20 protein-coding genes, 1 tRNA gene and 3 riboswitches are annotated in these 23,404 nt (G+C 61.7%); of the genes, 11 read left to right on the top strand and 10 right to left on the bottom strand.

The window, feature by feature from the left end; all coding sequences use genetic code 11:
- Positions 1-101 precede the first annotated feature (101 nt).
- The 5 genes from gcvP to M0D68_RS29110 all read right to left on the bottom strand — a co-directional run bounded on the left by gcvP (position 102) and on the right by M0D68_RS29110 (position 6,810).
- Entirely contained in the window at positions 102-3,032 is a 2,931-nt protein-coding gene (gene gcvP / locus M0D68_RS29130) for an aminomethyl-transferring glycine dehydrogenase (protein ID WP_266226096.1), read from the bottom strand.
- Positions 3,033-3,126: 94 nt separating this feature from the next.
- Entirely contained in the window at positions 3,127-3,507 is a 381-nt protein-coding gene (gene gcvH, locus M0D68_RS29125) for a glycine cleavage system protein GcvH (protein ID WP_063497688.1), read from the bottom strand.
- A 63-nt stretch (positions 3,508-3,570) separates the two neighbouring features.
- Positions 3,571-4,689, bottom strand: a complete 1,119-nt coding sequence (gcvT, locus tag M0D68_RS29120) for a glycine cleavage system aminomethyltransferase GcvT (RefSeq protein ID WP_266226095.1) — start codon at positions 4,687-4,689, stop codon at positions 3,571-3,573.
- An 80-nt stretch (positions 4,690-4,769) separates the two neighbouring features.
- Positions 4,770-4,929: riboswitch (glycine riboswitch) on the bottom strand.
- Between the two features lie 33 nt (positions 4,930-4,962).
- A riboswitch (glycine riboswitch) is annotated at positions 4,963-5,064 on the bottom strand.
- A gap of 141 nt (positions 5,065-5,205) precedes the next feature.
- Positions 5,206-5,559 (bottom strand): hypothetical protein, encoded by a 354-nt coding sequence (locus M0D68_RS29115; protein WP_093634473.1) that lies wholly within the window; start codon positions 5,557-5,559, stop codon positions 5,206-5,208.
- Positions 5,560-5,760: 201 nt separating this feature from the next.
- The gene (locus M0D68_RS29110; protein WP_093634472.1) at positions 5,761-6,810 is read right to left on the bottom strand and encodes an oxidoreductase; all 1,050 of its coding nucleotides are present in this window, start codon (positions 6,808-6,810) and stop codon (positions 5,761-5,763) included.
- Positions 6,811-7,240: 430 nt separating this feature from the next.
- Here M0D68_RS29110 and M0D68_RS29105 point away from each other — a divergent pair, with 430 nt between their 5' ends.
- Positions 7,241-9,331 (top strand): UvrD-helicase domain-containing protein, encoded by a 2,091-nt coding sequence (locus M0D68_RS29105; RefSeq protein WP_093634471.1) that lies wholly within the window; start codon positions 7,241-7,243, stop codon positions 9,329-9,331.
- 102 nt (positions 9,332-9,433) lie between these two features.
- Complete coding sequence (locus M0D68_RS29100; RefSeq protein ID WP_266226093.1) at positions 9,434-10,012, top strand: hypothetical protein; 579 nt, start codon at positions 9,434-9,436, stop codon at positions 10,010-10,012.
- Between the two features lie 96 nt (positions 10,013-10,108).
- Here the strand turns inward: M0D68_RS29100 and M0D68_RS29095 are convergent, their stop codons facing one another.
- Entirely contained in the window at positions 10,109-11,008 is a 900-nt protein-coding gene (locus M0D68_RS29095; RefSeq protein WP_211703090.1) for a cytochrome c5 family protein, read from the bottom strand.
- A gap of 296 nt (positions 11,009-11,304) precedes the next feature.
- Here M0D68_RS29095 and M0D68_RS29090 point away from each other — a divergent pair.
- Positions 11,305-11,380 (top strand) — tRNA-Arg (locus M0D68_RS29090).
- 197 nt (positions 11,381-11,577) lie between these two features.
- Here M0D68_RS29090 and M0D68_RS29085 read toward each other — a convergent pair.
- Both M0D68_RS29085 and M0D68_RS29080 read right to left on the bottom strand, forming a co-directional pair.
- Positions 11,578-11,853, bottom strand: a complete 276-nt coding sequence (locus M0D68_RS29085) for a BrnA antitoxin family protein (protein WP_266226091.1) — start codon at positions 11,851-11,853, stop codon at positions 11,578-11,580.
- Positions 11,825-12,106 carry a BrnT family toxin gene (locus M0D68_RS29080; RefSeq protein ID WP_266226089.1) on the bottom strand — a complete coding sequence of 94 codons (282 nt, stop codon included), beginning with the start codon at positions 12,104-12,106 and terminating at the stop codon, positions 11,825-11,827. The genes M0D68_RS29085 and M0D68_RS29080 overlap by 29 nt, the downstream gene beginning before the upstream one ends.
- 259 nt (positions 12,107-12,365) lie before the next feature.
- On the opposite strand from M0D68_RS29080, the gene M0D68_RS29075 reads away from it, so the two are divergent.
- Complete coding sequence (locus M0D68_RS29075; protein WP_266226088.1) at positions 12,366-12,752, top strand: helix-turn-helix domain-containing protein; 387 nt, start codon at positions 12,366-12,368, stop codon at positions 12,750-12,752.
- Between the two features lie 38 nt (positions 12,753-12,790).
- The gene (locus M0D68_RS29070) at positions 12,791-13,150 is read left to right on the top strand and encodes a hypothetical protein (protein ID WP_266226087.1); all 360 of its coding nucleotides are present in this window, start codon (positions 12,791-12,793) and stop codon (positions 13,148-13,150) included.
- A gap of 59 nt (positions 13,151-13,209) precedes the next feature.
- On the opposite strand, the gene M0D68_RS29065 is transcribed toward M0D68_RS29070, so the two are convergent.
- Positions 13,210-14,229, bottom strand: a complete 1,020-nt coding sequence (locus tag M0D68_RS29065) for an NADP-dependent oxidoreductase (RefSeq protein WP_093640720.1) — start codon at positions 14,227-14,229, stop codon at positions 13,210-13,212.
- A 160-nt stretch (positions 14,230-14,389) separates the two neighbouring features.
- Positions 14,390-14,561, top strand: a riboswitch (yybP-ykoY riboswitch).
- Between the two features lie 100 nt (positions 14,562-14,661).
- Here M0D68_RS29065 and M0D68_RS29060 point away from each other — a divergent pair.
- Positions 14,662-15,672, top strand: coding sequence for a sodium:calcium antiporter (locus M0D68_RS29060; protein WP_200620166.1), 1,011 nt, complete (start codon positions 14,662-14,664; stop codon positions 15,670-15,672).
- A 59-nt stretch (positions 15,673-15,731) separates the two neighbouring features.
- On the opposite strand, the gene M0D68_RS29055 is transcribed toward M0D68_RS29060, so the two are convergent.
- Positions 15,732-16,790, bottom strand: a complete 1,059-nt coding sequence (locus tag M0D68_RS29055) for an HAD family phosphatase (RefSeq protein WP_093640726.1) — start codon at positions 16,788-16,790, stop codon at positions 15,732-15,734.
- 642 nt (positions 16,791-17,432) lie between these two features.
- Between M0D68_RS29055 and M0D68_RS29050 the strand changes: the two genes are divergently transcribed.
- The 5 genes from M0D68_RS29050 to M0D68_RS29030 all read left to right on the top strand — a co-directional run bounded on the left by M0D68_RS29050 (position 17,433) and on the right by M0D68_RS29030 (position 23,288).
- Positions 17,433-18,227 carry a hypothetical protein gene (locus M0D68_RS29050; protein ID WP_167378469.1) on the top strand — a complete coding sequence of 265 codons (795 nt, stop codon included), beginning with the start codon at positions 17,433-17,435 and terminating at the stop codon, positions 18,225-18,227.
- A 37-nt stretch (positions 18,228-18,264) separates the two neighbouring features.
- Positions 18,265-19,689 carry a DUF1254 domain-containing protein gene (locus tag M0D68_RS29045; protein WP_266226086.1) on the top strand — a complete coding sequence of 475 codons (1,425 nt, stop codon included), beginning with the start codon at positions 18,265-18,267 and terminating at the stop codon, positions 19,687-19,689.
- Between the two features lie 28 nt (positions 19,690-19,717).
- Positions 19,718-21,205, top strand: a complete 1,488-nt coding sequence (locus M0D68_RS29040) for a DUF1254 domain-containing protein (RefSeq protein WP_266226085.1) — start codon at positions 19,718-19,720, stop codon at positions 21,203-21,205.
- A 101-nt stretch (positions 21,206-21,306) separates the two neighbouring features.
- Positions 21,307-22,278, top strand: coding sequence for a transporter (locus M0D68_RS29035; protein ID WP_266226084.1), 972 nt, complete (start codon positions 21,307-21,309; stop codon positions 22,276-22,278).
- Positions 22,279-22,559: 281 nt separating this feature from the next.
- Positions 22,560-23,288, top strand: coding sequence for a CatB-related O-acetyltransferase (locus M0D68_RS29030; RefSeq protein ID WP_200620192.1), 729 nt, complete (start codon positions 22,560-22,562; stop codon positions 23,286-23,288).
- The last annotated feature ends 116 nt before the right edge of the window (positions 23,289-23,404 follow it).

Here is a 23,404-nt window from a genome sequence, read left to right as displayed (position 1 = left end):
GCTGATTCGGTGTGTGATGTTAGCCGTTTGCGGACACAAGCGACAGAACCGCGCAACGCCTGCTTACAACCTTCGAGGCGCTGCGCGGTTTGCGGGCCGGCTTACTCGTAGTCGGCGATCGGCACGCAGGAGCAGAACAGATTGCGGTCGCCGTACACGTTGTCCGCACGGCCGACCGGCGGCCAGTACTTCTTCGCGATCAGCGTGGGCAGCGGATACGCGGCGGTTTCGCGCGCATACGCATGCTTCCAGTCGTTGGCGATGACCACCGCCGCCGTGTGCGGCGCATGCTTGAGCGGATTGTCTTCGCGGTCCGAGCGGCCGTCTTCCACAGCGCGGATTTCCTCGCGGATCGCGATCATCGCTTCGACGAAGCGGTCGAGCTCTTCCTTCGATTCCGATTCGGTCGGCTCGACCATCAGCGTGCCCGGCACCGGGAAGCTCATGGTCGGTGCGTGGAAGCCGTAGTCGGCGAGGCGCTTGGCGACGTCGTCAACGGAGATGCCGCTGGTTTCCTTGATGGGACGCAGATCCAGAATGCATTCGTGCGCGACCAGTCCGCCCGGGCCCGAGTACAGCACGGGGTAATGCGGCGCGAGTTTGTTCGCGACGTAGTTCGCGTTGAGGATCGCGGTTTCGGTGGCGGCCGTGAGGTTCTTCGCGCCCATCATCGCGATGTACATCCACGAAATCGGCAGGATCGAAGCGGACCCATACGGCGCGCCCGACACAGCGCCGATGCCGTTCTGCGCACGCTCGTAGCCCGACGAAATCTGATTCGGCAGGAATTGCGCGAGATGCGCGCCGACCGCGACCGGACCGACGCCCGGTCCGCCGCCGCCGTGCGGAATGCAGAAAGTCTTGTGCAGGTTCAGGTGCGAGACGTCGCCGCCGAACTGACCCGGTGCGCAGAGGCCGACCATGGCGTTCATGTTCGCGCCGTCCACATAGACCTGGCCGCCGTGCGCATGCACTATCTCGCAGATTTCACGGACGTTCGCTTCGAACACGCCGTGCGTGGACGGATACGTGATCATGATCGCAGCAAGCTTGTCAGCGTGCTGTTCGGCTTTCTTTTTCAGGTCTTCGATATCGACGTTGCCTTGCGCGTCGCAAGCAACCACGACCACTTGCATGCCGGCCATCTGCGCCGATGCCGGGTTCGTGCCGTGCGCCGAAGCGGGAATCAGGCAGACGTTGCGGTGGCCTTCACCGCGCGATGCGTGGTACGCGTGAATGATCAACAGACCCGCGTACTCGCCTTGCGAGCCGGCGTTCGGTTGCAGCGACACCGCTGCGTAACCGGTGGCCGCGACCAGCATCTGTTCGAGCTGATCGATCATTTCGCGGTAGCCGACCGTTTGCTCAGCCGGAGCGAACGGGTGAATCTGACCGAACTCAGGCCACGTGACCGGCAGCATTTCCGAGGTCGCGTTCAGCTTCATCGTGCAGGAGCCGAGCGGGATCATCGAGCGGTCGAGCGCCAGATCCTTGTCGGAGAGGCTGCGCAGGTAACGCAGCATTTCCGTTTCAGAATGATGACGGTTGAACACGTGGTGCGTGAGGTATGCGCTGGTGCGTTCGAGCGCGGCAGGCACCGTGTTCTCTGCGGGGAGTTCTGCGTCGAGGGTGTCGATCTGCGGGACTTCGTCGACAAATGCCGCTTGCGCGAAGGCTGCGAGCAGATCGGCCAGATCGCTGCGCGTGGTGGTTTCGTCGATCGAGATGCCGACGCGCGAGTCGCTCACACGACGCAGATTGATGCGCCGCGCAGTCGCCGCGTCATGCAGCGCCTGGGTGCGTGCGCCGGTTTCGAACGTGAGCGTGTCGAAGAATGTGTCGTTGACTAGCGTGTAACCGAGCTTCTTCGCGCCGGCTGCCAGCAACGCAGCAATGCGGTTCACGCGCAGCGCGATCGTCTTCAGACCGTGCGGACCATGATAGACAGCGTACATGCTGGCCATGATCGCGAGCAGGGCTTGCGCGGTACACACATTCGAAGTCGCCTTCTCGCGTCGGATATGTTGTTCACGCGTTTGCAGCGCGAGACGCAGCGCCGGATTGCCTTGAGCATCGACAGTCACGCCGACGAGACGGCCCGGCATTTGACGCTTGAATTCGTCGCGCACGGCGAGGTAAGCCGCGTGAGGGCCGCCGAAACCAACCGGTACGCCGAAACGTTGCGTGTTGCCGACGGCCACGTCCGCGCCCCATTCGCCCGGCGGTGTCAAAACGGTCAGCGCGAGCAAATCAGCAGCAACCACCACGTGGCCGCCTGCTGCATGGATGGCTTCAGCGAGTGCGCGGTAGTCGCGCACATCGCCATTCACGCCCGGGTATTGCAGCAGCACGCCGAACGCATTCGCGTTCGCGGCGTCCGCAGCCGGGCCGACTTTCACTTCGATGCCGACCGGCGTGGCGCGCGTCTTCACCACTTCGATGGTTTGCGGCAGCACGTCTTCGGCGACGTAAAACACGTTCGACTTCGGCTTGCCGACGCGTTGCAGCAGCGTCATCGCTTCGGCGGCGGCAGTGGCTTCGTCGAGCAGCGAGGCGTTCGAGATCGCCAGACCCGTCAGGTCGACGATCATTTGCTGGAAGTTCAGCAGCGCTTCCAGACGGCCCTGCGAGATTTCAGGCTGATACGGCGTGTACGCGGTGTACCACGCCGGATTTTCCAGCACGTTACGCAGGATCACCGTCGGCGTATGCGCGTTGTAATAACCCTGCCCGATATACGAGCGGAACACCTGATTCTTGTCCGCCAGCTCACGCAGCGCGGCAAGCGCTTCGGCTTCGCTCTTCGGTTGCGCGAAGGGGCCGAGCGGCAGCGTTTCGGTGCGGCGGATCGTCTTCGGAATGACCGCGTCGATCAGCGCGGCGCGCGACGCGAAGCCGAGGGCTTCGAGCATCGCTTGCTGGTCGGCCGAATCCGGGCCGATGTGCCGTTCAGCGAAGGCGTCATGCACTTCGAGCGCGGCGAGCGAGAGAGGAGTGCGGTTCATCAGACGATCCGGGTGTTCGAGCTTCATGAGGTGTTCCTGGCGGTGCGGGCGTCCGTTCGACTGTCGAATCGGACGCGCCGCGCCTGTCGGGTTTAAACGTAATGGTGCAACTTGCGGTGAATCAGGCGCCGACGGACTTTGCGTACGCGTCTGCGTCGATCAGGCGATCCTGCGATGCGTCCGCAGCCGGCTTGATCTTGAAGAGCCAGTTCTCGTACGGCGCGCTGTTGACGCCATCCGGCGTGTCGGCGACGGCCGGGTTCGCTTCGATGATTTCGCCCGAGACCGGCGCGTAGATATCGGAAGCGGCTTTCACCGACTCGATCACGGCGACGGTGTCGCCGGCGTTGACGGTCTTGCCCAGTTCCTGGACTTCGAAGAAGACGATGTCGCCGAGCGCTTCCTGCGCGTGGTCGGTGATGCCGACCGTCAGCGTGCCGTCCGCTTCGGTGCGGACCCACTCGTGCGATTCGGTGTATTTCAGATCGGCCGGGATGCTCATCGGATGCTCCTATGCGGTGTTATTCGGTATGAACTTAAAAAGATAGACGCACGCGCTGGCTGCTTAAACTGCGAGCACTTTGCCGTTGCGTACGAACGGCAGTTTTACCACGCTTGCGGGTACGTTCTTGTCACGAATCTGGACGTGAACGGTGTCGCCCGGCTGCACGCCTTTCGGCACGCGCGCAAAGGCGATCGATTCCTGCATCGTGGGTGAAAAAGTGCCGCTGGTGATTTCGCCTTCGCCTTCCGGCGTGACGACTTTCTGGTGAGCACGCAGCACGCCTGCCGCCTTGCCGTTTTCCTTCAGCAGGATCAGGCCGACGAACGAGGCCTGCGAGCCGTCGGCCTCAAGTTTGGCCTTGCCGACGAAGTCGCGCGGCGAGGTCAGGTCGACGGTCCAGGCGAGGCCGGCATCCAGCGGCGAGACGTTGTCGTCCATATCCTGGCCGTACAGGTTCATGCCGGCTTCGAGACGCAGCGTGTCGCGCGCGCCGAGACCCGCGGGGCGCACGCCTTGACGCACTAATGCGTCCCAGAATTCGCAGACGGACGTAGCGGGCAGGACGATTTCGAAGCCGTCTTCGCCGGTGTAGCCGGTGCGGGCAATCATCAATTCGCCAAACGGCGTGTTGTTGACGATGGCGGCGTTAAACGGCTTAAGGAGTTCGGTGGAGGTGCGGCTGGACGGCGCGACTTGCCAGACCTTATCGCGGGCGTTCGGGCCTTGCACGGCGACGATCGCCAGATCGCGGCGCGGCGTGATGGTCAGGCCGTAGCTGCCTTCGGCGTTGAGCTTGGTGAACCAGGCGACGTCTTTCTCTGCGGTGCCGGCGTTGACGACCAGGCGGAAGTGCGTCTCGCTGAAGTAATAGACGATCAGATCGTCGATCACACCGCCATTCGGGTTCAGCAGACAGGAGTAGAGCGCGCGGCCCGGCGTTTGCAGCTTGGCGACGTTATTGGCCAGCGCGTGTTCGAAGAAGGCGCGCACGCGCTCGCCGGTGAAATCGACGACGCACATATGCGAGACGTCGAACATGCCGGCGTCGGTGCGCACGGCGCGGTGTTCGTCGATCTGCGAGCCGTAGTTGACGGGCATGTCCCAGCCGCCGAAATCGACCATGCGAGCGTTGAGCGCACGATGGGTGGCGTTGAGCGGGGTGTGTTTGAGTTCGGTCATGGGGCCTCAGGCGTCTCGCGAAACAAAAAAGGCCATGCGGCGCTACGCCTCGCGGCTGATGCCTGCGAGCGATTGCGTTGCATGACCCCTCTGTCCTCGATACCTGAGAGATTGCGCTGCCGTGCGATGGTGAAGCCGTGATCGCTACGGTGAAACGCGCGCCCCTTCGGTGGGCAGCTTGCCAGAATCTGCTCGATTAAACGATGCAGACGGCTACTGCCGCTCTCCAGAGTGCGAAAAACCGGTGCCTTGATGTTGCCTGGGCGCGGGTTCTTCGACGCAGTCGGTCCTTTTGCCTGAGAGTTTGCGGGTGTGCCCCTTCGGCGGTGCGGCCTGCGATTTTCTGCGGCCAGCACGCTCTCCCGACGCGTGCGGCGAATGTACGCGAGGGCCGGGGGCTTGTCAAATAAAGGCCCGCAAGGGGCATGGGGGTTGGCGCTGCGGGTTCGCGAAAGTCAAAAAAAGCGCGGGACGTGATGCCCGCGCTTCTTTGCTTCGGTGCCTGAACCGGCGCGATTATTCGCCGATGGCGTGTGCCGCGTTGTCCAGTTCCTGGTTCAGCACGCGCTGTTCGTCGCCGGACAGGCCGCCGCCGTGTTGCGCCGCCATGTCATGAGCTTCCTGGCGGATCACGTCGAGGCGATGGTGCAACGCGCCGCCTTGCGGGGGCGGGTAGTAGCCTTGGTTGACGCGAGCGTCGATGCGGCGGCTCAGGTTGTCGATACGGCCGTTGACCTGGCTGAAGCGCTGATCCGCAATTTGTTGCGGGTTAGGACGCGGCGCCGGCGCGGGTTGCTGAGGGGCCACCACGCAGGCGGCGAGGGAACTGAGCAATGCGCATGCTGCTAGTGCGCGGACGATACGGGGCATGGACACTCCGGGAAGTCGTTGTCGTTTTGTGGTGCTACTGGGGTAGCAACGGATTGCCGAGGATTCACGCTGACCGCGGAGACGGGGTTATTTGTAACGTTATGTTCCTTTCGGGTTTGTCAGGCTTTTTGCCATTGGCGGCGGCATGGTTCGCGTGTTGCCGCCAATGGCGCAGAAAGCGGCCCATAGCGCAGGAAAACGTCAGCGAATGCGTTCAAACGGCAGCCGGACGCCTTCTTCTGAGCTCCGGGCTGCAAGCTCGATGATCGTCATGACGTCGACTGCGTCCTGAGCGCTGACGGGAAATTTCGCGCCGTTCTGAATGGCATCCGCCAAGGCAATATAAAAGCCGACGTAGTCGCCGTTGCGTGTGGGCACCTCCCGCTCGACTTCCTGACCCTCTTCAAGCACACGCAACACACCGGGCGCATTGCCGGCGCCGAACCCGTCATCGCCCGGCCGCAAGCCGGCTTTCAACTGATCTTCCTGCGTATCGAGCCCGTATTTGACGTAGCTCCCTTGCGTGCCGTGAATCGTAAACCTCGGTGCGACGTACGCAGTCAACGCGCTGGCATGCAACACCACTTCGAACTCGCCGTAGCCCAGCTGAATATGGACGTAGTCCGGTGCACTGGCCTGGTCACGGTGGGTGCGAACCGTCGCGGACACGGTCTGCGGTGCGCCGAACAACGCCAGCGCCTGATCGATCAGGTGCGGTCCAAGATCGAATAGCAGGCCGCCGCCGCGCGAAGCTTCCTCGCGCCAACGCTGCCGAACTTCCGGCCGGAAACGGTCGAAATGCGATTCGTATTGCGTGATGCGCCCCAATTCTCTGCTGGCAAGCAGATCCCGCACGGTCAGAAAATCACCGTCCCAGCGGCGGTTATGAAAGGGGACGAACCGCTTGCTGCGAGCCAGTGCAATGTTGGCGAGCGTATGGGCGTCGGCGGCGGTGAGCGTGACCGGCTTGTCGACCACCACGTGCTTGCCTGCTTCGAGCGTGCGGCGCGCCAGGTCGAAGTGCGTGTCATTGGGCGTCGCGATGACGACGCAGTCGATTTCTTCGAGCGCCAGCAGGGCGTCGAGATCGGCCACCACCTTTGCGTGCGGGTAATCGGCCAGCGCGTGCTCGGGTTGGCTCGTCGCGATGGCTGCGATGCTGGCCCGCCCGCAGTGCTCGATCACCGGCGCATGAAAGGTCGCGCCAGCAAAACCGTAACCCATCAATCCAATCTTCAGCGATGCGGACATGCGTGTCTTCCTGCAAAAACGGCGCGCCGCTTTGCCACCGCGGCGGCGGCGCGCAACAGCGTAATTGTGGCATGTCCCGAAGGCGGGCTGTCAGCATCGTCGCAGGCGTTTGTCAGCGGCGCCTGTTTGGCGGCGCCCGGATGGCAGTTGTGGCCGTGTTCCAGGCAGCCCGGTTGAGCCTCCGTTTTTGTCGTCGGGCGAGCTGCCATTGCGGCCCCCTTTCCTTGCCGTCCGACAGCGCATCTGTCACGGCATCGGCTTCGGGCATCCGTGTTAACATCGCTCCTCTCGCGCGGAGCGCAGCGAGCCGGAATGCCCCTCACACCGAGTCGAGCGTCCCAGCCGCCAGCCCCGCGCAGCATGCCCCCGGGCCTTCGGTCTCGCGATTCCGCACCCAAGCGCCCTCAACCGCATTACCCATCCACTGACGATGTCCGCAGGCCTGAACCCCGCTCAAAATGAAGCGGTCCGTTATCTTGACGGTCCGTGTCTCGTGCTCGCCGGCGCAGGCAGTGGCAAGACGCGCGTGATCACGCAGAAAATCGCCCACCTGATCGAGGCCAAAGGCTTCGAGCCGCGCCACATCGCCGCCGTCACGTTCACGAACAAGGCCGCGTTGGAAATGCGCGAGCGCGTGGGCAAGCTGCTCGAAGGCAAGACGCTCACCACGCCCGGCAAGGAAGGCCGCAAAGTGCCCGTCAATCAGTTGACGGTCTGCACCTTCCACTCGCTCGGCGTGCAGATTCTGCGGCAGGAAGCGGAACACGTCGGCCTGAAGCCGCAGTTCTCGATCATGGATTCGGACGACTGCTTCGGCATGATCCAGGAGCAGGTCGGCTCGACGGACAAGGGCTTTATCCGCAAGATCCAGTCGATCATCTCGCTGTGGAAGAACGGCATGATCATGCCCGAGCAGGCGATCGCGATCGCCGCGAACGAGGACGAACACCAGGCCGCGATCGTCTACCGCAATTACGTGGCTACGCTGCATGCGTATCAGGCGGTCGATTTCGACGACCTGATCCGTCTGCCCGCCGAGCTCTTCGAGAAGAACGAGCAGGTGCGCGACCGCTGGCAGAACAAGCTGCGCTATCTGCTGATCGACGAGTATCAGGACACCAACGCGTGCCAGTACGAACTGGTGAAACTGCTGGCCGGCAAGCGCGCGGCGTTCACTGCGGTCGGCGACGACGATCAGGCGATTTACGGCTGGCGCGGCGCGACGCTCGAAAATCTCGGGCAGCTCAGCAAGGATTTTCCGAAGCTGCATCTGATCAAGCTCGAGCAGAACTACCGCTCGACGGTGCGCATTCTGACCGCCGCGAACAACGTGATCGCGAACAACCCGAAGCTGTTCGAAAAGAAGCTGTGGTCCGAACACGGCATGGGCGACACGATTACTGTCACACCTTGCAACGACGAAGAGCACGAGGCCGAATCCGTGGTGTTCCGCCTGTCCGCGCATAAGTTCGAGCGGCGCGCGAATTTCCGCGACTACGCGATCCTGTACCGCGGCAATTTCCAGGCGCGCATCTTCGAACAGGTGCTGCGGCGTGAACGGATTCCGTATGTGCTGTCGGGCGGGCAGTCGTTCTTCGATAAAGCCGAGATCAAGGATATCTGCGCGTATCTGCGCCTGATCGCCAACGCCAACGACGACCCGGCGTTCATTCGCGCGATCACCACGCCGCGCCGCGGCGTCGGCAATACAACGCTCGAAGCGCTCGGCTCGTTCGCAGGCCAGGCGAAGGTGTCGCTGTTCGAAGCGGTGTACATGGGCGGCATCGAGGCGCGCCTGTCGCCGCGTCAGATCGAACCGATGCGTGTGTTTTGCGACTTCATGCAGCGCCTCACCGATCGCGCCGAGAAGGATGCCGCGGGCACGCTGCTCGACGAACTGATGGACGCGATTCACTACGAAGCCTATCTGTACGACGCGTTCGACGAACGTCAGGCGCAGTCCAAGTGGCAGAACGTGCTCGAGTTCATGGAGTGGTTGAAACGCAAGGGCACCAAGGCTGAGCCGGAAGGTTCGGAGAAGAGCGAGGCAACCGGCTACGACACCGCCGATGGCTTCGGCGACACCGGCAAGAGTCTGCTCGGCCTGATCCAGACCGTCGCGCTGATGTCGATGCTCGAAGGCCGTGAAGAAGACCCGGATGCGGTACGGCTTTCGACGGTGCATGCGTCGAAGGGGCTGGAGTATCCGCACGTGTTTCTGGTGGGCGTCGAAGAAGGCATCATGCCGCACCGCGGCGGTCCGGACGACGAGCCGATCGACGACGCGCGCATCGAGGAAGAGCGTCGTCTGATGTACGTCGCAATCACGCGGGCGCAGCGCAGCCTGCATCTGAACTGGTGCAAGAAGCGCAAGCGCGCGCGCGAAACCGTGGTGTGCGAGCCGTCGCGCTTCATCCCCGAAATGCTGCTCGACGACGCCCCGCCGCCGACACCCGAAGAAGCGCCGATGTCGCCGAAAGACCGGCTTGCGAGTTTGAAGGCGTTGTTGCAGAAGCCTTGAGCGTGGGCGTGGATGCAAGACCCCGGGCGCGCCAGGTGCATCGGCGGTTTTTCGACGTACGCACGCTACAGTGGCACGGCCCATCAAACGGAGACCGCTCGCATGCCCCCGCCACCGCTCGCGCACTATCGCCGCGCGCTCGAAACCTACATCGACGCGAAAGACAACACGCGTGCTAACCGCATCGCCGAGGCTTTCGCACCGAATGCGGTTCTCACAATTTCGCTTGCTACGTCGAATATCGCGTTTCCGGCGCGCACAGTCGGTACGGATGCGATTGCTAAAACGCTCGTCACCGATTTCGGTGCGCAGTACGCGCAGTGCCGCACCTATTACGTGTGCGATTCGCTTGCGGTAGAGAACGGCACGATCGACGCCTTACCCTGGCTCGTGGTGATGCGCGAACGGGCAACGGGCGCGTTGCGCGTCGGCCACGGGATGTATCGGTGGACTTTCGATGCGGCACCGGCCGTCACGGCGTTCCACATTCACATCGCACGCATGGACGTCGTGCCGGACGTCGACGGTAAGTTGCTCGACGCGTTGCAGGATGGGCTGAGCTATCCGTGGCTCGTCCCTGCCGACTTGCACATGCATTTGACGTCGCTGGCGCGTAGCACGCCGGCGTTGGCATTTGTCGAGGCGTTCAGCCGTCCCGCAGTTGCATCGGCAGGCGGCTGACCCGACGGCGTGTAAAACGCATTTGGCATAAAAAATCCCTGCACCGTGGCGACACGGGCAGGGATTGTTTGTTTTGCGACAGGGGCCGGAAGCGCCTTACTTCGCCGCGCTGACCATGTAGTCGACGGCGGCTTTCACGTCCGCGTCGGAGGCAGTCGAGCCACCTTTGGGCGGCATCGCACCCTTGCCGTGCAGGGCGTAGTTGTAGACCGTGTCCATTGGTTCTTTCAGGCGCGGCGCCCATGCGTCCTTGTCGCCGAACTTCGGTGCGTTCAGCACGCCGGCCGCGTGACATGCCTGACAAACCTGCTGGTACAGCGCCTTGCCGGCTTGCGAGGCGTCCGCGCTTTGTGCTCCGCCTGCTGCTGGCGCAGCCGCCTGCGGCACGCTTGCCATGGCCGCCATTGCTGCAGCGGCCTGTGCGGCGCCAGCATCCGAAGCACCCGCCGGCGCCGCGGCGGCAGCGCCGGACGCGGCGGCTGCCGCACCCGCTGCCGGCTGTGCCGGTTCAGGGAAGCTCGCGCCGGAATTGTTCGCCATGTAAGCCACCGCGCGGGCGATTTCAAAGTCGCTGTAGTCGTCCGGGCTGGTGCCGCCACGCGCGGGCATCGCGCCCTTGCCAGTCAGCGCCGTGTGCAACAACGTGTCGAAACCCTGCGCGATGCGCGGCGCCCAGTCGGCGGTATTGGTGAATTTCGGCGCGCCTGCCGCACCCGACGCGTGACAGGCGGAGCAAACGGCCTTATAGACCTCTTCGCCGGTCTTGTAGACGCGTGGCGCGTTGGCATCGCGAATGTCGACTTGCGCGAACGGCTTGATGCGCGCGCTGACCTCGGCGTCGGAAAGACTGTCTGTGCCGGCGCCCGTGCGCGTCGAATTATCGACGTAGATCACTAGCAGAACGATGATGACGATCGGTACCGCAAAGCTGGCAATGATCGCGGCGATGAGCTGCCCGGGGGTTTTGATTGGGGCTCCGTGTGGTGCTTCGCTCATGCTTGTCTCGTCTCCGTGGGTATGTGAGCGGTACAGCGTGACGGCAACTTCTTGTTCTTTAATCAGGCACGGACGATTATAGACGCAACATTTCGGCGGCGGCGAGGGGCGCGGCGAGGTGTTCAGCAGGCGTTTACCCGCATCGCGGGGTGCGGCCGGCACCGCCGGGATGGCGGGCAGGAGGCGCGCGATCCCGCCATCTAGGCCGTCCGGTGGACGGTTTGGCTGAAACCGGGTATCCTTTCGGTCTCGCTTTGGCGTCGCTCCTGTTCAGGTTGCCGCGCTTTCGTGTTGAAGCGCCCGTAGCTCAATGGATAGAGTACTGCCCTCCGAAGGCAGGGGTTGCTGGTTCGATCCCAGCCGGGCGCACCAATAGCCGTAAGGCTTTCAGCGGTTTCTCTGCTTCACCGTTTCCCCCAACACAGTGAAAATACAGTTGGCCGGCAGTCGTCTGTAGGTCGACGACCCGTGTGTGCGGCTGAACCCAACGTGCCAGGTGATCGGCCGACAGGTGCGCGTAGCGTTGCACCATTTCCAGCGTTTCCCATCCTCCCAACTCCTTTAGCACCTCATGCGCGGTGTGTCTTGAGCCAGTCGCGCAGTGCGTCGTTCATGCGCGTTTGCCAGCCTTCGCCGCTTGCTCTGAAACGCTCCACTATCTCAGCGTCGTATCGAATCGTCACCGCGACTTTCGGGTGCGCGAGCTTCGGCCGGCCGCCGCGCGGCTTCATCTGTGCGAACTGCTCATCGGTCGGCTCGAACGTGTCAGGGTCGTCCGCGATGCCGCGAGCAATCGCGGCTTCTTCTTCGGGCGTATTACGGATCAATTTGGGTTGCTTTTTCATAGCGGTCTATCTCCCGGTTGTTCGCCTTTCGCAGACTGATAACCCGAAAGGTTTCGCCGCGCTGCGTGAACACGACGCAATAGAGGCGGGCGTCGATCACGGCATAGCCAATTTTGCGCAACTCGCCGTAATCCTTGCGGTCGTCGGGTGCGCACCATACGGACGACCAATCAATCGCTTCGGCGATTGACAGAGATACGCCGTGCTTCTGTTCGTTGGCGTTGCTCTTGGTTTGGTCGTGAGTTGTTTTCATATGGTTATTGTAGTTACAAAAACAAAGGGCCGTAACAGGTTTTTGTAACTACGTTTACTTGCCTGGCTTGCGAAGTGGTCTCGGTATCGGTCGCTCGTCGGGTCGTCGTGCGTTTCCAGTTCTTCCTGAGGGATGCGCGGCATGAATCCGTCCTTCGACTAAAAACCAATCAAGGGGTTTTGACTAACAATAACTCGACTGTAGAGTACTCCGTCATGATGTAAATCAACCTATTAACTCACAATCCAGAGCTACAATCATGACTGGACTTTCACCGCTGAACTTAGCCATGAACCCAAAGGACGAACAGTTTTTCAAGGCGCTGGGCGTGCGTATCGCCTGCGCTCGTAAGGCCCACGAGCTCACCCAGCAGCAACTCGCCGGGCAGCTTGGTATTGCTCAGCAGACCCTGGCTCACTACGAAGGTGGGCGGCTGCGGCTGCCTGCCTCACTGCTACCGGAGTTGACCAGAACGCTTGGGCTTTCATCCGATGAGCTGCTGGGACAGAACGTCACCCCCGACGGCAAACGCGGTCCGTCCTCTAAGCTGCAACAGCAGATCGAAGCGATCAGTCGGCTACCGAAGGCGCGGCAACGCTTCGTGTCCGAGATGCTTGATACGGTGCTGGCACAGAGCCAGCAGTAAGGAAGGAGATTTGATGCAGTAGAAGAAGCGCGGGCCGCATGGGCGGCAACCCATACGGCCCGCTGACCACCACCAACTCACCGAAGGAGTTGACCATGGCTGATGCCAATCTTAAACCACGTCGCGCACGCGACGAACACGTCACGCGCATTTCCGTTGCGCTTGAAGCGGAACGCACGCACGAACACGGCAAGCGTACGGCCTTTCCCTGGATGCAGGTTACCGATGCCATGCTCGAACACGCAGGCTTCCTGCCCGGACACCAGGTCCGGTTCATCATCGACTACCGGCTCGGACAGATCACCATCACCCCGGACTATGACTACAGAGTTGCCGGCAGGTACATGACCGCGCCAGAGACCGAGGCCATGCTGCAAAGACGCAGCAAACGGAAATAAACAATCCACAAACGACAACCCCGGCCAGTGTCGGGGTTGTCGTTCAGAAACTCACGCCTTCACACCCTGACCAGCAGCTTCCCGAGGTTCTTCCCTTCGAACAGGCTATTGAGCGCGTTCGGCAACGCGTCGAAACCATCGACGTACGTCTCCTGGTAAACGATTTCACCGTTCTTCACCCACGGCGCGACGGTCTGCAGCATCTCGTCCATCCGGTGCGTGAAGTCGCGGGCGAGAATCCCCTGAATCGTCGCGCGCTGAAACAGCATGTGCTGCAGGAAGCGCGGCGCGAGGTCCGGCGTGTCGAGGCCGCCGTCGTACTGAGCGATCGCGCCGCAGATCACGATTCGCGCGCGGCGCTTGATGAGCGGGATTACCGCATCGGTAACCATGCCTCCCACGTTGTCGAAATAGACATCGACGCCGCCGGTGGCTGCCTGCAGAGCCGACTGCAAGCCTTCAAGTGTGGGATGCGCCCGGTAGTCGACCGCACCGTCGAGCTTCAACGTGTCGGTCAGAAACGCGCACTTGTCCGGGCCGCCGGCGATCCCGATGACGCGGCAGCCGGCGCGCTTGCCGAACTGCGCGACCAGCGAGCCGACCGCGCCCGCCGCACCGGACACGACCAGCGTGTCGCCAGGACGCGGCTTGCCCGCTTCCATCAAGCCGAACCACGCGGTGCGTCCCGGCATGCCGAGCACACCGAGCGCAGTCGAAACCGGCGCCGCGTCGGGGTTCAGTTTGGTCAGCTCGCTGTGATGGCATTTGGCGTAGAGCTGCCAGCCGCTATAGGCCGACACCCAGTCGCCCTGCTTGAAAAGCGGGCTCGCCGACGCCACCACTTCACCCACCACGCCCGCCCGCTGGACGATCCCGAGCGGATGCGGCACGTCGTAAGTATTGCGTTCATGCTGCTGGATTCGAATGTACGGATCGACGCTGACGATACGCGCCCGGATCAACACTTCATTCGATGACAAATTGTCGTCGAGCTCGCTTTCGCGCAACTCGTAATGCTCGTCGCCAACGCGTCCTTCCGGGCGCTTGACGTAAAACCACTGGCGATTCTGGTAGTTCATGTGAGGACTCACTGCTGTCGTAGACGGTGAGTGATCTTACCAGCGGGGCGATCACGCACTTGGCCGCCTGACGTCGCAGCGCTGGACGTGCGCGGTGAAACCGGGAGCGGCGCAGGCGCCGGATCCCAAGCTTGTTGAAAGCCGCCCGTCCCGTTAGAATCCTCCGGTCATTGGGGAGTAGCCTTCCTTCATCCATTGAAGGAGAGCGCGTCAACATACTTGGCCTACGGGTCATGGCGCGTTCGACCGGGTCGGTTTGGCGAGACCATTGGCGCACTGCTTCGTTCTGGTCGGACGGGTCGCGGTGCGTCATTGGTTCGTTACTTGCGTCCGACCGCGGAGTTGCCCTGTGAAACATCGTTGTGCCCTGCCAGTCTCCCCACTTGCCCGTCCGCTGTGCCGCTTCCCCTTTGCATTTGCAGGGAGCCACGCATGACCGGTCTCCTGTTCGAACTCGCCATCATGCTGGTCGTCATTCTGGTGGCGGCCGAGCTCTTCACCAACGCACTCGAACATCTCGGCGAGCGTCTCAAAATCTCCGAGGGCGTGACGGGTTCGCTGTTCGCAGCGGTCGGCACCGCCTTGCCCGAAACGCTTGTCCCGCTGCTTGCGATTGCGGGCGGCACGACCGATAGCGCGGTCAATCAGGAAATCGGCGTCGGCGCGATTCTTGGCGCGCCGCTCATGCTTTCCACCCTCTCCACCTTCCTGATGACGCTGGCGATTCTCGGTACGCGCGGCGCCGGCGGCTGGGTCACGCCCGAACGCACGGGTTTCACTCGGGATCTGAACTACTTCCTGTGCGCCTTTGTGTTGGCGGCCGCGGCGATGTACGTGCCGCACGAACAGATGATCGTGCGGGGGCTGTTCAGCGCGGCGCTGGTCGGTGTGTACATCACCTATGTGGTGATGACGTTCCGTGCGTCGAACAAACTGGTCGACGCCGGTCACGGCACCGAAGCACCGGGCAAGATGCTGCTGTCGCGTCTTGGTTTGCCCACCAATCTCGTGACCATCGCGGTGCAACTGGTGCTCGCAGTTGCGTTGCTGGTGTGGGGCGCAGAAGGCTTCATCCACGGCGTGCGGGGCGTGTCGCAGGTGCTCGGCGTCTCGCCGTTGCTGCTGTCGCTGCTGATCATTCCGATCGCCACCGAGTTGCCGGAGAAGGTCAACAGCATCCTGTGGATTCGCCGCGGCAAGGACACACTGGCGTTCGGCAACATCACCGGCGCGATGGTGTTTCAGGGCACGCTGCTGCCCGCGATCGGAATTCTGCTGACGCCGTGGGCGCCGCGTATCGAAGTGGTGACCGGCATCGTGATCACGCTCGCCGCCGCCGCGTGGCTGCGGATCAACGTGCGCGAGCGAGGCGTGCCGGTGTGGGCGCTGTTGGTGTGCGGCGTGTTGTACGCCAGCTATCTGGTCATCACGCTAACCCGCTAAGCGAGTGATGAAAGGCCGGGAAGGCCGCTGCCAGGCGCGGCCTTCCCAACAAGCCGCCCTTAGTTGGACGGTGCCGCAGCCGTTGCCGCGCTATCCGGCTTGAACACCGTTGTCCAGTCATCCTTCATATCGACGACGAGCCAGCCTTTCGTGCCGGCTTCGTCCAGCCCCTTGTCGAGCTTGCCGCTTTTCGCAGCGCGGTCGTACGCATACTCCCGTTCACCGTCGGTGTGATGCAGCAGCGCCGCGAGGCGCGGACCGTCGCCTGCCGAAGTCCATTCGAGCATCGGCACATCGCCGTCCGCGTTGCCGAACGCGATCACAGGACGCCGGCCGATCGCACGGTCGATGGCGAGCGGTTTGGCCGCGCCGTCGACGAGCGTGTCGACCTGCGCAAGCCGGGTCAATGCGACGGCGCTGTTCGTCTGGCTGTACTTGTATTTGACGGTGCTGCCGATCACCTGCTCGGGCGGAATGCCGTACACGCGCTGCGCGATGTCACGGACGAACTCGACATCGCTGCCCGTCACCAGATAGGTCCTGAAGCCGTTGGCGCGCAGGTAGGCGAGCAACTCGAGCATCGGCTGATAGGCGAGGTCGGCGTACGGACGATTGAAGCGCGGGTCGCTCGCGGAGTCGAACCATTCGTGCACGAGCGCGGCGAATTGATCGCTGGTCATGCCTGCATGTGCCGCCGCCAGCACCTTCATCGAGCCGGCGTCGCCGCTCGCCGCGACACTCTTCAAATTGCCTTTCAGAATCGAGCGGAACGGTTCCTGCCGTTTCCATTCTGGATGCCGCCCGGCCACTGTCTTCACGCGTTGCAGCGCGAACACCAGTTGGACCGAGGCGGGTTGCTCCGGCCACAACGTGCCGTCGTTGTCGAACACGGCGATCCGGTCCGCACGCGGGATGAAGTCTTTCGACTCCGGCGTGGTGACCAGCGTGACGAAATCGACAATCGAGCGTTTGGTCGCGGAGTCGTTCCACGACGCAAGGCTTGCGGCGGTCGATGCGCTGGCTGGCGACTCGCTCGCGTCATGGTGCGGTGTAACGGTGCAAGCGGAAAGAACCACAACGGTCAAAGCAATGCAGTACCGGTGCATCGTGCGAATCATGAAAGCCTCATCAAAAGCGGTGGATCGAACTTTGAGCGAGCGCAAGTCTAATGGGACACGGCGATTGTTGCAGCCCATTTTGTTGCTTTTTTGAGCGGGGACGTCAATGCCGGTAATTGCAAATGGTGTATGCCGCTATGCGGCTTTTATGCAGTAAGCAAACAAATGCTCAAAACTATGGCAATTGTGTGGAATAAGAATGGCGGCCAAAATCTAACTCCGTCCGAAATTGCGTAGCTTTCTATCGTGTTACAAATTTATCTCTGTAATCTCGTGAAACGTTTGCTACCATTCCGCCACAACACTCCCAGATTGTGAATTTCTTACCTCCGCATGCGTCGTTTGGTGCGGCGTCTCTTGAGTCTGAAAGGAGCGTCCATGCAAGCCCTGTATCCGGCCGTACTGTCTTTCCAGCTTGCTCGAGAGACTTAGCGCGAATTAATCGCGTATCTCATTCGCTTTGCATATTTCCCCGTTGCGCGTAGCCGCCGGGGCGGGCGAACTTACACCCGCGATTAGCTCGAATTAGTTCGCGCTAGTTCGACACAATTCGAAAATACGAATGCCATTGCTTTTGCTTTATATGCATTGGGCAAAAGAATGCGTTCGCCTATAAGAAATGCCCATAGACGAGGTGCGGGAATGGGTTGTAAAGGCGTGGTTAGTTCGGCTGCGTTATACGCTGCCTCGGCGATGTTGTCGCCGGCGTTCGCTCAGGCCTCGGCCGACGAGGCCAATAAAAGTAATAACCCGCTTAATCTGGCAGCCTCATTCAACATCCAGAATTACTACACGCCGAGCGTGTTCGGCGCCAGTGCGCATACCAACGATCTGCTCTTGCGCCCCACCGTGCCGATCGGCCCGAACAGCCTGATTGGCGTGCCGGAAATCTTCCGCGCCACAGTGCCGGTCAGTACGCGGCCCGATCCGAGCGGCGGCTACAACACCGGTCTCGGCGACCTGAATCTCTTCGACATCTTCCTGCTCTCGCAAGGCGACGTGCAGGTCGGCGTCGGCCCGCTCGTGACGATGCCGACTGCCACGGACCCCAGCCTCGGCACCGGCAAGTGGCAGGCCGGTCTTGCCGCTGTCGCCGTCAGCGCGACGAAGGCGCGGCTCCTCGGCGCACTGGTGCAGTGGCAACACTCGTTCGCCGGGCAAAGCAGCCGGCCCACCACACAATCGCTCACCGCGCAGCCATTTGGCATCTTCAACCTGCCGGGTGGCTGGTACATCCGTTCGACCGGCACCTGGACCTTCGATCTGCAGCATGGCAGCTATTACATCCCGGTCGGGCTCGGCGCCGGCAAGGCGTGGAAAGGCGGCTCGACCATCTACAACGCGTTTATCGAGCCGCAATACTCGGTAGCGCATTCCGGCGCCGGCGTGCCGAAGTTCACCATCTTCGCCGGGCTGAACATGACGTTCGGCAAGTAAGCACAAAAAACCAAGCATAGAAACAGAGGGCTTAACCATGACCTTGTTCAACCGCCTGCGTATTTGCGCAGTCATCGCGGCCGTGTCACTGACCACATTGCCGCATACGCAAGCCGTCGCTCAAGCGAGCGCCCCCACTGCGGCGACAGCGGCTGTCACCGCCTCGCCTGAAGAAGCACGAGCGATCGCCAAAGACGCGTTCCTCTACGCGTATCCAATGTTGTTCAACTACAAGACGCTTTACGAGCAGGCGATCGATTCCGGCTCGAAGTCTTATGTGGGCGGCTTCGGCAAGTTCCGCAACTACTCGCATCCGTACGGTCCTGAGAACAAGGACATCGTCACGCCGAACAACGACACGCCGTACTCGTGGGCGTGGCTCGATCTGCGTCGCGAGCCGTGGGTGCTGACGGTGCCCGCGGTGCCGAAAGAGCGCTACTACGTCTTCCAGTGGATCGACCTGTACACCTACAACTTCGCGTATGTCGGTTCGCGCGCCACGGGCAACGGCGCGGGCCACTATCTGTTCGCCGGCCCGAACTGGCACGGCGATACGCCCAAGGGCATCGACAAGGTGTTCCGCTCCGAGACGGACCTGATCCTGACGCTCGGCCGCACTGCGCTCAATGGTGCGAGCGACGTCAAGAACGTCGAGGCGATCCAGAAGCAATACAAGCTCACGCCGCTGTCCACCTTCGAACACGCGGCTGCACCGCCGCCCGTCGCGAAGCTTGATTTTCCGAAGTGGGATGAAGCGAAGGCGACTTCGGCGGACTTCATCGCGTATCTGAACTTCATGCTGCAGTTCACGCAGCCGCCGGCGCCGTCCGAGCAGGAATTGATGGCGCGTTTCGCGAAGATCGGCATTGCGCCTGGTGCGCCGTTCGATCCGGCCGCCTTGCCGCCGGAAACGCGCGCCGCGCTTGAAGCAGGTGTCGCGGACGGTAAAGCCGCATTGGCGGACGCTGAAAAACACACCACCGGCTCGTTCAACCTGTTCGGCAGCCGTGCGGATCTGAAAGACGACTACACCACCCGCGCCGTCGCGGCGGCGATGGGGATTTACGGCAACACGAAGGAAGAAGCGGTGTACGTCGGCACGCGCGTGAACAGCGAACACGCTCAACTGCTCGGCTCGCAGCCGTACGTGTTGCACTTTGACAAGAAGGACCTGCCGCCCGCGAAATTCTTCTGGTCGATGACGTTGTACGACCTGCCTGCGCGCCATCTGGTCGCGAATCCGATCAACCGTTACTCGATCGGCGATCGGACCAAGGGGCTGAAGTACGGCGCTGACGGCTCGCTGGATATCTACGTGCAGAACACGTCGCCGGGTGCGGACAAGACGTCGAACTGGCTGCCGGCGCCCACCGGTGCGTACACGCTCGTCATGCGCATCTACGGCCCGGACGAGAAGGTGCTCAACGGCGACTGGAAATTCCCCGAGCCCCAAAAGCGCTAAGCCGCGCATGGACGAACCTGAGGACAATATGAATAAGAAAACCGCGACATGGGTCACGGCCGCCGTACTGGCGTCGGTCGCCGCGCCCATTCTGGCGAAGACCCAGCAAGACCAATCGGTCCATGCAACGGCCACCGCGGCGTCCGTACCGGGCCCAGTGGCCGGCTACGCGATCTCTGAAGAATACGCACGGCTGGTAGCGCGCCAGACCTACTTCTGGGCGTGGCCGATGGTGAACGTCTACGGCCGCCTGCTGGCGATGAAGAAGGTGCCGCAGCCGGGCCTGAACGGCGGCATTGTGCCGGTCGCACCACCGAATCATCTGTCGATGCTGCGCGACTACATTCAGCCGCAGGAGCGATTTGTCGCGTGTCCGAACCAGGACGTGGTCTATGGCTCGTCGATTCTCGATCTGAATAAGACCCCGGTGGTCGTGCAGGTGCCCGATTTCGGCAAACGCTTCTGGGTCTATCAGGCTGTCGATCTGCGTACCGACGGTTTCGCGAGTCTCGGCAAGATGTACGGCACACGTCCGGGCTTCTATCTCCTGACAGGTCCTGACTGGCACGGCCCGGTGCCGAAGGGCATCCGCCAGGTGTTCCGCTCGTCGACTGGGGTCGGCAGTTTCATTCCGCGCGTTTTCATGGACGACACGCCTGAAGATCGCGTGGCCGTGCAGCCGGTGCTCGCGAAGATTGGCCTGTATCCGCTCGCCGAATACGATGGCAAGGTCAAAGAGACCGACTGGTCGAAGTTGCCGAGCTTCGGTGAGGCCGGTGGTGCTGCGGGCGGCAACGCCGAAGAGATCAAGTGGGTCGATCCAAACCGCTTCTGGGACATGCTGTCCACCGTGCTCGACGAGACGCCGCCGCAACGCGGCGAAGAGGCGATCTACGCGCAGGCGCGCGGGTTGATCGCGGCAGCGCAGAAAGATCCGGCGATCAAGGCCGCGATTGTCGACGAAGGGACCAAGGCCGAAGCGGATCTGGTCACGCCGTTGTTCAACTTCAACACCTTTGGCAAGCGGCTGCCGGCGAACTGGAACACCGTTAGCAACGGCGCCGCCTTCGGCACGGACTACTTCACGCGCACGGCGGTGGCGAAGTCGAACATCTTCGTCAACAAGCCTAACGAGACCAAGTATTTCTACGGCGATGCCGACGCTTCAGGTCAGCGTCTCGATGGCAACGCACGCTACACGGTGACGTTTGCCAAGGATCAGTTGCCGCCGGTCAAGGGCTTCTGGTCGCTGACGCTGTACAACTCGCATCACTTCTTCTCGCCGAATGCGCAGAACCGCTACTCGCTCGGCACCAAGAACAAGGACCTGAAGTTCAATGCAGACGGCTCGTTGACGCTCTACGTGCAGAACACGAGTCCAGGTGACGACAAGGTCTCCAATTGGCTGCCGGCGCCAGCCAATGAAGCGTTCTCGTTGTACGTACGTGCCTATTGGCCGCAGCAGCCGGCGCTCGACGGCAGCTGGACGCCGCCGCCGGTTAAGCGTGAACCGTAAGAAAACACGCCGATGCGCACGCGTGCGGCTCGCCGCCGCGGTTTGTCAAAACCTTGTTCCGCAAGGTGGAAGTGCGGAAAGTTAATTTCGTGAGGATGACTATGAGTCGCACAAACCGTTTGTCCGCAAGCCGGTCACTCGCCAGGTTGTGCACGGGTGCGCTTCTCACCACTGCCGGCGTGGGTCTTTCGCAGCAAGCGTGGGCGACTGAAGGTGGCATCGGCAGACCGATAACCGGCATGCAGGTTACGCCGTACGCAGGCGTCGTACCGCCCACGGACGACTGGATCGTGTCGGCCACCACGATCTATTACGAAGGCTCGCTCGGCGCGAGCAAGACGATTCCGATCGCCGGTCAGATCACGGCGGGCGTCGACGTCACGGCGGTGTACACCATCCTCAACGCGGTCAAGACGTGGGGCATTACGCTGGGCGGCTGGAACTTCGCGTCCTCGTTCGGGGTGCCAATTCAGTACACCAACATCTCGTCGTTTCACGGCCGTTTGCCGAATGATCACGGCACGCAGTTCGCCGATCTCTTCTTCACGCCGGTGGTGGCGGGCTATCACCTGACCAAGACCGATCACATCGCGTTCAGCGTGCAGATTTACGCACCGACCGGCGCCTACAGTTCGAGTCGCCTCGCCAACGCTGGACAGAACACGTGGACCTTCACGCCGACGGTCTCCTACACGAAGCTGTTCCCGAAAGAAGAGATCGAGCTGTCGTTGAACTACGGTGTTGGCTTCTACACGCCGAACAGCGACACGCACTATCACAACGCACCGGTTAGCGTGCTCGACCTGCTCGCGCTCAAGCGCTTCGGCAGCGGCTGGGGTGTGGGTGTCGTGGGCGGCTATATCCAGCAGCTCGGTCATGACAGCGGCGGAGTAGCCGATGTCATCGGCGGAAGTCAAGGGCACTCGGTGGGTATCGGGCCGATGGTCACGTGGTCGGGCAAAGTCCAGAAAACGCCGGTGTCGGCGTCGCTGCGTTGGGTCAATGAATTCAACGTCAGCAACCGGCCTAAAGGGAATGCGGTCGAACTGTCGATCAGCGCGACCTTCCAGTAACGGGGCATGCATCTGGTGATCCGCCGCTCCTCGTGTGTGCCGCTTCCCGTCGACGTCGCGCACGGGCCGGGGCAGAACGCGTTTTATGTGCAAGTGGGCAGCGCATGGCGCTGATCCGCGCAATGTGGTTACGCATCGAACTGGTCGTGAAATGCGGTCCTAATCGGCAAAGTGCATTTCTGTGCTCGCCGATATGCTGTTCATGACCATCGTCGGCTTTTGCGACCTCAATGTTGAGGCGTGGCTGGCGACGCGATGCGAACCACCTTTTGCGGACCATCATGAACGTAACCACATCAGACGACTTTATTGGCGTTCAAGCTCAACACCCTTTTTCGAAGGCTTTTATCGTGCTCGGGTATCGGGATGGATCGATCTCGACGATCCCGAACAACTTCTTTCGCGACTGGCTGGATGAAGAAGCAAAGGTTGGGACTTTCTCGATTGGCAAGTGTTCGGGAATCGGTGTCGGCTCAATCGCCAAATATGACGCAGGGTTGCAGAAGCTTGTAGTCGGAAAATTCGTCGCAGGTGGCTTGAGACTGAAGTTCCTGCTGAATGGGCAGCACGACATGCGGACGATTTCAACGTCGATGCTGAGCGCCTTCGGCAGTGGGCTAAACAACGTCCCACCGCCTCAATACGGCGACACAGTAATCCGTAACGATGTATGGATCGGCGACGAAGCGATGTTTCTTGGCGGTTCCACGATTGAAAATGGCTGCGTTATCGGTGCAAGAACCGTGGTACCGCCCAATTTCAAAAGCGAACCCTATGGCATCTATGTGGGCAGCCCCGCACGCCTTGTTCGGTTCCGTTTCTCCGAGCGTATCCGCGAGAAGCTTCTTGAACTTGAATGGTGGGACATGTCGATGCCTTGGCTGCAAAAAAATAATGACCGTTTTCTCGTTGACTTAACGGTAGACGAGGGGCGGTCGATGGAAATCCTGACCGAGTTGCTGCGCGCAAAAAGCCAGTCCACTGAGGCGATGGCCGCGACGAAAACTTGATGCGTCTGCACCGAGCAGGATGGCATTGCTTGATTGGAGGTCATGCGGACGGCGAGCAGGAGCGAATTCGCATCCTTGCCGATCAGCGGGGCCCAGTTGATTTGCCGACTGGGTCC

The organism is Paraburkholderia sp. SEWSISQ10-3 4, from assembly GCF_030464785.1.
GTDB lineage: Bacteria > Pseudomonadota > Gammaproteobacteria > Burkholderiales > Burkholderiaceae > Paraburkholderia > Paraburkholderia aspalathi.
The sequence above is the reverse complement of the archived record's forward strand: the minus strand, read 5'-3'. Positions and strand labels throughout refer to the sequence as shown.